This is a genomic window from Acinetobacter sp. YH16038 (genome assembly GCF_013417275.1).
Classification (GTDB): domain Bacteria; phylum Pseudomonadota; class Gammaproteobacteria; order Pseudomonadales; family Moraxellaceae; genus Acinetobacter.
Window position 1 is genome coordinate 1 of the sequence record NZ_VPEG01000063.1, and the last position, 6117, is coordinate 6117.

The following is a 6117-nucleotide window of genomic DNA, read 5'->3' on the forward strand; positions in this document are numbered from 1 at the left end:
AATAATAACTATCTATCGAGATATATGCTCCTGTAGATTTTCTTGAATGGGGCTTATAACCTAGATAACACATTTCTCCAACTTTAAAGTTTCCCTGTTCATATTGTTTATCTACCATTTTTGATACAAAGATAGAAAATAAAATTTTAAAAATTAAAAATAAAAAAAATAATAAAAGTGCTCCAATTAAAAGTACTCTTCTATGATAAAGATCCATCTGCATTCCTTTTAAAATTTTATTTTTAATATTTCTAAAATTAACATAATACACGTTATACGGATCTAAAAATGGGAGCCTAAGCTCCCATTTTTATTGATGATTTTTTAATTCTTTCAGCATAGCATCCCGTAAGATTTCATTCATACGTGTCTGATAACCTTTGCCTTGAGCTTTAAACCATGCAAGTACATCAGCATCTAAACGAATGGAAGTCTGTTGCTTCACTGGGCGATAGAATTGATTATGGCGTACAGCATTGCTCCATTCTGTAATTTCAGGCATATCTGATAGATCTAGCTGATCATCAGGAACCGTGCCTTTAGCAAGCAAGCGTTGAATTTCAGCATCTTGTTTGTCGCTGAATTTTTCATTCAGTTCTTTGCGTGAGTGTCTAACCATGCTCATATTTATCTCGCTCCGCTTTTGTTACCTGTCTTGCACTAATAATTCTTATGATTTCACAGTCATCTTCATCAAAGATGGTATGAGCTACTAAGAGCATTAGTACGCCTTTCACTTTTCCAATGGTCTGCCAACGTTCTTCGCCATCGGTATGTCTGTCCTGGATTGAGATCCTTAGAGGATCTTCAAAAACAAGGCTTGCAGTTTCGAAAGAGATATCATGCTTTTTCTGATTCTTTCGATTCTTAGCCTCATCCCATTCAAAATACTGTTCCATAAAAAACATTCAAATTTGTATATACAATAATGTATCACAAAATTGTATCACTCAAGTTGAAAAGCGTAATTTTTAGTCAAATTTATTGGCAAGAACTATCAAAACTGCTCATAAAAAAGCCGACTTGTTTCAAAATCGGCTTTTTGGGCATTTTTAGATTTTTCTGTTTTTATTAAGTGTCTGATATTTATATTAATATACAAGTGTATTGCGTATAACCCCCATTATGTTAAATGGATTTAATTTTGCTTAGCCTTATATTCATTAAATGCTTGAAGCATTTCCTTTTTCTGTTCTTTGGAGACATCTGTATATGAGTAAAATCTTTCATAATCTTTTCTAAATTGGCTACTTTCAATCCTTTTAGCTAAGCCATCAATAAAACCTTTTCCTTGAGTCTGATACTGCTGAATCGTTTGTTCATCTAGGCAGATAGTTTTCTCCCAAGAAATTGCACTCATATTTATAAGAACATTGAGATATATATTTTCGCTATCCTCATATAGTTCCCAAAAATAAGGTTCTATTTCTATAAGCTGCATTCTACTAGTATTCCTAAACTTTTAATTATTTCTAAAATTAACATAATACACCTTATACGAAATACTATTTTTATTCCTTTAAAAATCAATTTCTTATATACTATCAAAAAGCCCATTTACCCTCAAATGGGCTTTTTTTATGTTTTTCCATGTTCCACGCTCAATAAGTGAGCAATGTTCCACGGCTTTGATAAGCCCAGGTGAATAATCAGGAAGCTTGGTCTTTTTCTTTTTGGCGTTCATTCAGCTCTTTTTTAAGTGCCTTTTTATCTTGGTATGATGCAATCAGCATGATCGGGATCAGCAGCGGGGCCACAATAATTCCTAGGGCAATGTCTTTCAGTTTCGGCATGATCTCTCTCCCTTAGTCATTATCAAAGACAGCATTCAGCACACGGCCAAATAAGCCACGTTTTTTAGGTTGTGGCACTGCCACATTTTGCAACGTGGCATGCTGTAGCGTTTGGGTGTGGTATGCTGTAGTTTCTTGTTGTGGCACTGCCACATTTTCTACAATATTTAATTCATTATTCTTTTTATTATCATTGTCTTGTTGTGTTGTCGCATGCTGTGGCATATCGGTGTCGCATGCCGTAGCATCTTGTTGTGGCGCTGCCGTGGCGGGTGCAACAGTTTTTAACTCAATAAGCGTCTGCATACGGTCGATTTGCTGCATTAAACGCTCTTCACGTTCTTGGTATTTTTTAACTTCATTTTCTAAATGAATAATGAGTTTTTTTGTAGATTCATCGCTATCTGATGTAGAAGATTCAATTTGTTGAGATGTTTGCTCAGGCTCCCCAAAGCATCTAATCACTTCCGAAAGGTCAAATTGACCATCACTAGAGCGTGATAAACGCCCATTACGTACAGCTCTGTAAATGGTTGACCTATCAATATGAAATTTTTTAGATACTTCACTTAGCGATAACTTAGCCATTTACTGTGTCCTTTTTATTTGATGGCATGTATCCCACTTTTTTTAGGTATGGGGCTAGTTCTTTGATTTTTTCAGAGTCTTGTAGCATCTCAGCAATACGAACAGCAAATTGAGGATAGCTTTCAGTTCCTTGTGAATAGCGACCCATTTCAGGGAGTTCTGAAAGTTTGTTTGCAAACATATGCCGTTGAGCATCGGTCATCTTTGAAAAAAGGTCTAAGGTATTCGGATCTCTTTCTATTGATGGATTATCCTTTTTCTTCTGTTTAAACGTAAAAGAAAAACCTGAAATTGATCGACCTTTTTTATGCTGTTCATATTTTACAGTGATATCCGTATGCTCATTTATTTGTTTAATAGCAAGCTCAAGTACACTAGTTTTAAAGCGCTCCATACGCTTGTACTCTGTATCGAGTACACCAATTCTTTGACGGAAATCACTTAGCTCTATAACTGGAGTAGAACCGGTACTTCTCCAAGCAATTAATAGTTCATATAAGCGGACAGCATAAGCACTACTGAGATTACTAACTTGCTGTAATTCGTATTTAGTAAAATGCTCTTCTAAACGTGTAATTAATGGGACTATGGCGGGGGCAAAGATAAGCTTAACCACTGCTTCATTATCTATATATCCAATTTCACTAACCCAACGGGATCTATAGTTCTCAATATTCCCTCTTTCATTTATTTTTTGATAACTAAATTGTCTAGCAAATAAATCATTACAGGCATCTTTTAATGCTTGATAGGCAGTATTGCGATGTACACCAAATTGATTGATATAGCCTTCGGCATGTACTTCAAGGGGATCATTAGCATTAATCCCTTTCCCACTTTCCCTTGCTTCAACAATAGCCAATAAAATTAAACGTTGTTCTACTAAATCCAAGTTATAGCTTGCATTGATTAAAGCATTGTCTTTTACCACTAATTCTCTCATGAAGCACCAGTATTAATTATTATGCTATGACACAATAATTAATTTTAGTGCTATAAGCAAGGTAAACGGTGTCATATTGCAAGGTAAACGGTGTCATATTGCAAGGTAAACGGTGTCATATTGCAAGGTAAACGGTGTCATATAACCCTTAAAAGCATTGTGAAAAAAGGCTTTCAGCATGTCTAAAAGCATTTAAAAACTTTAAAATAATTAAAAGCCTAAGGAGTGAAAAATTGCCCTTGGTTTTCGCTTCGCTCAAACTCTATTGAATCTCGCTTTCGCTCGATTCGTTGGGGCAATTTTTAGCTGAATCCTGGAAATGATTTAAATATTGATAAAAGCAAAGTCAAAACAATAAGAACAAATGGATTCGCTTCGCTCATAGAACTTTTTTGCTCGCTGCGCTCGATCTAGAATCTAATTTTTATATGTAATTAAAAAGTTTTTAGATTCCAATATCTAAAAGATTGTTTTTCAGAGGGTCTAAGCGCGAATTTCAGCGATTTCACTCGTAGACACTCGTTCTGTACCTTTCACTGTGAATTTGAGCTTAAATCGCAAACAAGCAGCATTTAGAGCTATATTTAAAGAGAACTCAGATTAATTCCTTATCATTTGTTCCATGATCAAATTTAAATTTCTCAGGTCGCTTCTGTAGATTTTCAAGATTTCTTTGAGCATTCGTTATTTTTTGGCTAGAACTAGAAGCAGTATCCAGGTTCACTGATTTTTCTATTTTATTTGAATGTGGCTTTTTTTCACTGATTCCCATTTTACTCAAATTTCGTAAAACTGAACTGTAAGAAATATTGTTCGCTAGCTCAGGTAAATCAGCGTGGATTTCCTTAATTGTATAACCAGCTTCCAGCCGTTTTTCTATTTCTGGCAATACAGAGATGATGAATTTTTTAGCGCCATGTCTGGTGACCATAATGACTTCCTCTTTCTTTGATTTATGCAATTATGTGCAACTATATGCAATTAAGAGCTTTTATACGATTTTATATGAAATTATCTGCAACTATAAGCTTTTAAATGGTTTTTATTCATTTTGATGTGCAATTATATGCATTTATGTGCAATTGAACTTTCAGTGATATTGGCAAGATGTGTAATGTTGACCAACATGCAAGCATGATTGGCCCACCATTACGCCCACTTATTCGCTTTCAGCTCAACGTGGCATCTTGTCCTGCGGAGCTTTTGGCATAGCCAAAATGTACTGGAAATCAAAAAAATGACTGAGCAGAAAAAGCCGAAACGGATACGCCAAAAAGTAATTCAAGTTGTGGTAACTGAAGCTGAGAAAAAGCAAATTGAAGAAAATGCTGCTCAAGGAAATTTATCAGCTTCTCAATATTTGCGTGATCTTGGTTTGGGCTACCAGCCTAAAAGTCTGACGGATGTAAAAACAATCCAGGAGACACGTAGCCTAAAAGCAGATATGAATAAAGTGGGAGGGCTACTGAAAAACTTAATGAATGGAGAACTGACTGATCCTAAAGAGATCCGATCTAAAGTAAATGGGCTACTGCTGGATTTTTCCAAGAACCAAAATTCAATTGATCTATTCATTTCTAAAGTCAGATCCGCGATCAAGTTTTAAAAAAGTGTAAGGTGTGTGACCTTGTATAGTGGCGTTAGCCTGATGAATTTCGTATAAGAGGTTTTATGTTAAATCAGGAGTTCACAATATTGGTCGCCATAATACTTTTTTCATAAAAATGAAAGTAATTGACATCATTTTACTTTAGTGATTAATTTTTTATTACAAATATCAAGAACTTGAGATGATCATGTTTTTCATCTCCAACTTTTGATAAATTAATGTTAAATCAAACTTTTTTATCCAATTGGAGTAAATTCCACTACCTTGTCTAATTAGTAGTGCTTCATATAGTGTTCTTATTATTTGCATTAACTCTTCATTATTATTCTGCATTGGATTAATTGATGTTACTGTTAAAATAGACTTTAGATAGCCTTCTTTTGTCTTTATTTCTTTCTCTAAATCATCATGGATTTGAACTTGATAAAGAATATTATCAATAAAAAAATGATATGTTCTATCAATAAATTTTGGATCTTTTTCAGGCTCTCGTCCTGAATTACTTTGCCATATTTGTCTTAAATATATTTTTCGCTCTTTATCTATAGTCCAATCTCTATCAGGATGCCAAACTCCTCTAGGAACACTATTTTCTATTTCATCAAGACCATATTCAATACGATCCTCTCCACTAATTCTTTCATTTATAAATCCCATTATTTCCCCTCTTATTAAATGTTCTTATTTCAGAGTAATTAGAATAGTTAAATTTAGCTAAAATTAACATAATACGGATTATCTGAAGCCTGGGATGTCTTCCAGGCTTCTTTTTTGGCTTCGTATAACCGCCATTATGTTAAATCGATGATAAAAGGCTCGACTCATAGAATTATTCATTTAGAAGTTATAGGGTATTCATCATGAATCTGCAAAACAAAGTCATTAAAATCAATTAATTGATATATCATTCTCTGCTTGTAGAATAAAATATTTACTTCTATATATTCAGCTTTATAACATTTTGTTCTATCCATTTTTTTTATAAAATTTGGAAATTGCTTCTTAAATGGAAAATAGGGTCTAACTAAGTTCTGGCTCTTTAAACCATCAACTAAAAAATAATAACTATCTATCGAGATATATGCTCCTGTAGATTTTCTTGAATGGGGCTTATAACCTAGATAACACATTTCTCCAACTTTAAAGTTTCCCTGTTCATATTGTTTATCTACCATTTTTGATAC

General features: G+C 33.9%; 11 protein-coding genes. 1 reads left to right on the top strand and 10 read right to left on the bottom strand.

Features of this window, described 5'->3' with window-relative positions; genetic code table 11:
- From FTV34_RS17820 to FTV34_RS15920, 8 genes are all read right to left on the bottom strand, one after another.
- Positions 1–217 (bottom strand): hypothetical protein (locus FTV34_RS17820; RefSeq protein WP_218949376.1); only part of this gene is annotated, 217 nt, incomplete at its 3' end.
- A gap of 93 nt (positions 218–310) precedes the next feature.
- Positions 311–625 (bottom strand): BrnA antitoxin family protein, encoded by a 315-nt coding sequence (locus FTV34_RS15890; RefSeq protein WP_017402471.1) that lies wholly within the window; start codon positions 623–625, stop codon positions 311–313.
- Positions 612–899, bottom strand: coding sequence for a BrnT family toxin (locus FTV34_RS15895; RefSeq protein WP_045796150.1), 288 nt, complete (start codon positions 897–899; stop codon positions 612–614). The genes FTV34_RS15890 and FTV34_RS15895 overlap by 14 nt, the downstream gene beginning before the upstream one ends.
- A 239-nt stretch (positions 900–1138) precedes the next feature.
- Positions 1139–1441, bottom strand: a complete 303-nt coding sequence (locus FTV34_RS15900) for a hypothetical protein (protein WP_168402632.1) — start codon at positions 1439–1441, stop codon at positions 1139–1141.
- 208 nt (positions 1442–1649) lie between these two features.
- Positions 1650–1793, bottom strand: coding sequence for a hypothetical protein (locus FTV34_RS15905; RefSeq protein ID WP_001125248.1), 144 nt, complete (start codon positions 1791–1793; stop codon positions 1650–1652).
- A 12-nt stretch (positions 1794–1805) separates the two neighbouring features.
- Positions 1806–2381, bottom strand: a complete 576-nt coding sequence (locus FTV34_RS15910) for a plasmid replication DNA-binding protein (RefSeq protein WP_180070779.1) — start codon at positions 2379–2381, stop codon at positions 1806–1808.
- Positions 2374–3324: a replication initiation protein RepM gene (gene repM / locus FTV34_RS15915; RefSeq protein ID WP_180066092.1), complete on the bottom strand. Its 951-nt coding sequence runs from the start codon at positions 3322–3324 to the stop codon at positions 2374–2376. Before repM ends, FTV34_RS15910 begins: the two co-directional genes overlap by 8 nt.
- Positions 3325–3919: 595 nt before the next feature.
- The gene (locus FTV34_RS15920; RefSeq protein WP_180066094.1) at positions 3920–4255 is read right to left on the bottom strand and encodes a hypothetical protein; all 336 of its coding nucleotides are present in this window, start codon (positions 4253–4255) and stop codon (positions 3920–3922) included.
- Positions 4256–4561: 306 nt separating this feature from the next.
- On the opposite strand from FTV34_RS15920, the gene FTV34_RS15925 reads away from it, so the two are divergent.
- Positions 4562–4930, top strand: coding sequence for a LysR family transcriptional regulator (locus FTV34_RS15925; RefSeq protein WP_179997579.1), 369 nt, complete (start codon positions 4562–4564; stop codon positions 4928–4930).
- A 171-nt stretch (positions 4931–5101) separates the two neighbouring features.
- Here the strand turns inward: FTV34_RS15925 and FTV34_RS15930 are convergent, their stop codons facing one another.
- Positions 5102–5590, bottom strand: coding sequence for a hypothetical protein (locus FTV34_RS15930; RefSeq protein WP_179993445.1), 489 nt, complete (start codon positions 5588–5590; stop codon positions 5102–5104).
- A 176-nt stretch (positions 5591–5766) separates the two neighbouring features.
- Positions 5767–6117, bottom strand: a 351-nt coding sequence (locus FTV34_RS15935) for a hypothetical protein (RefSeq protein WP_180070780.1), incomplete at its 5' end; no start/stop codon positions are given.

Bases quoted from the DNA above. Each gene is read 5' to 3' on its own strand.
- FTV34_RS15890 (WP_017402471.1), bottom strand. From the start codon at position 625: ATGAGCATGGTTAGACACTCACGCAAAGAACTGAATGAAAAATTCAGC.
- FTV34_RS15895 (WP_045796150.1), bottom strand. From the start codon at position 899: ATGGAACAGTATTTTGAATGGGATGAGGCTAAGAATCGAAAGAATCAG.
- FTV34_RS15900 (WP_168402632.1), bottom strand. From the start codon at position 1,441: ATGCAGCTTATAGAAATAGAACCTTATTTTTGGGAACTATATGAGGAT.
- FTV34_RS15905 (WP_001125248.1), bottom strand. From the start codon at position 1,793: ATGCCGAAACTGAAAGACATTGCCCTAGGAATTATTGTGGCCCCGCTG.
- FTV34_RS15910 (WP_180070779.1), bottom strand. From the start codon at position 2,381: ATGGCTAAGTTATCGCTAAGTGAAGTATCTAAAAAATTTCATATTGAT.
- repM (WP_180066092.1), bottom strand. From the start codon at position 3,324: ATGAGAGAATTAGTGGTAAAAGACAATGCTTTAATCAATGCAAGCTAT.
- FTV34_RS15920 (WP_180066094.1), bottom strand. From the start codon at position 4,255: ATGGTCACCAGACATGGCGCTAAAAAATTCATCATCTCTGTATTGCCA.
- FTV34_RS15925 (WP_179997579.1), top strand. From the start codon at position 4,562: ATGACTGAGCAGAAAAAGCCGAAACGGATACGCCAAAAAGTAATTCAA.
- FTV34_RS15930 (WP_179993445.1), bottom strand. From the start codon at position 5,590: ATGGGATTTATAAATGAAAGAATTAGTGGAGAGGATCGTATTGAATAT.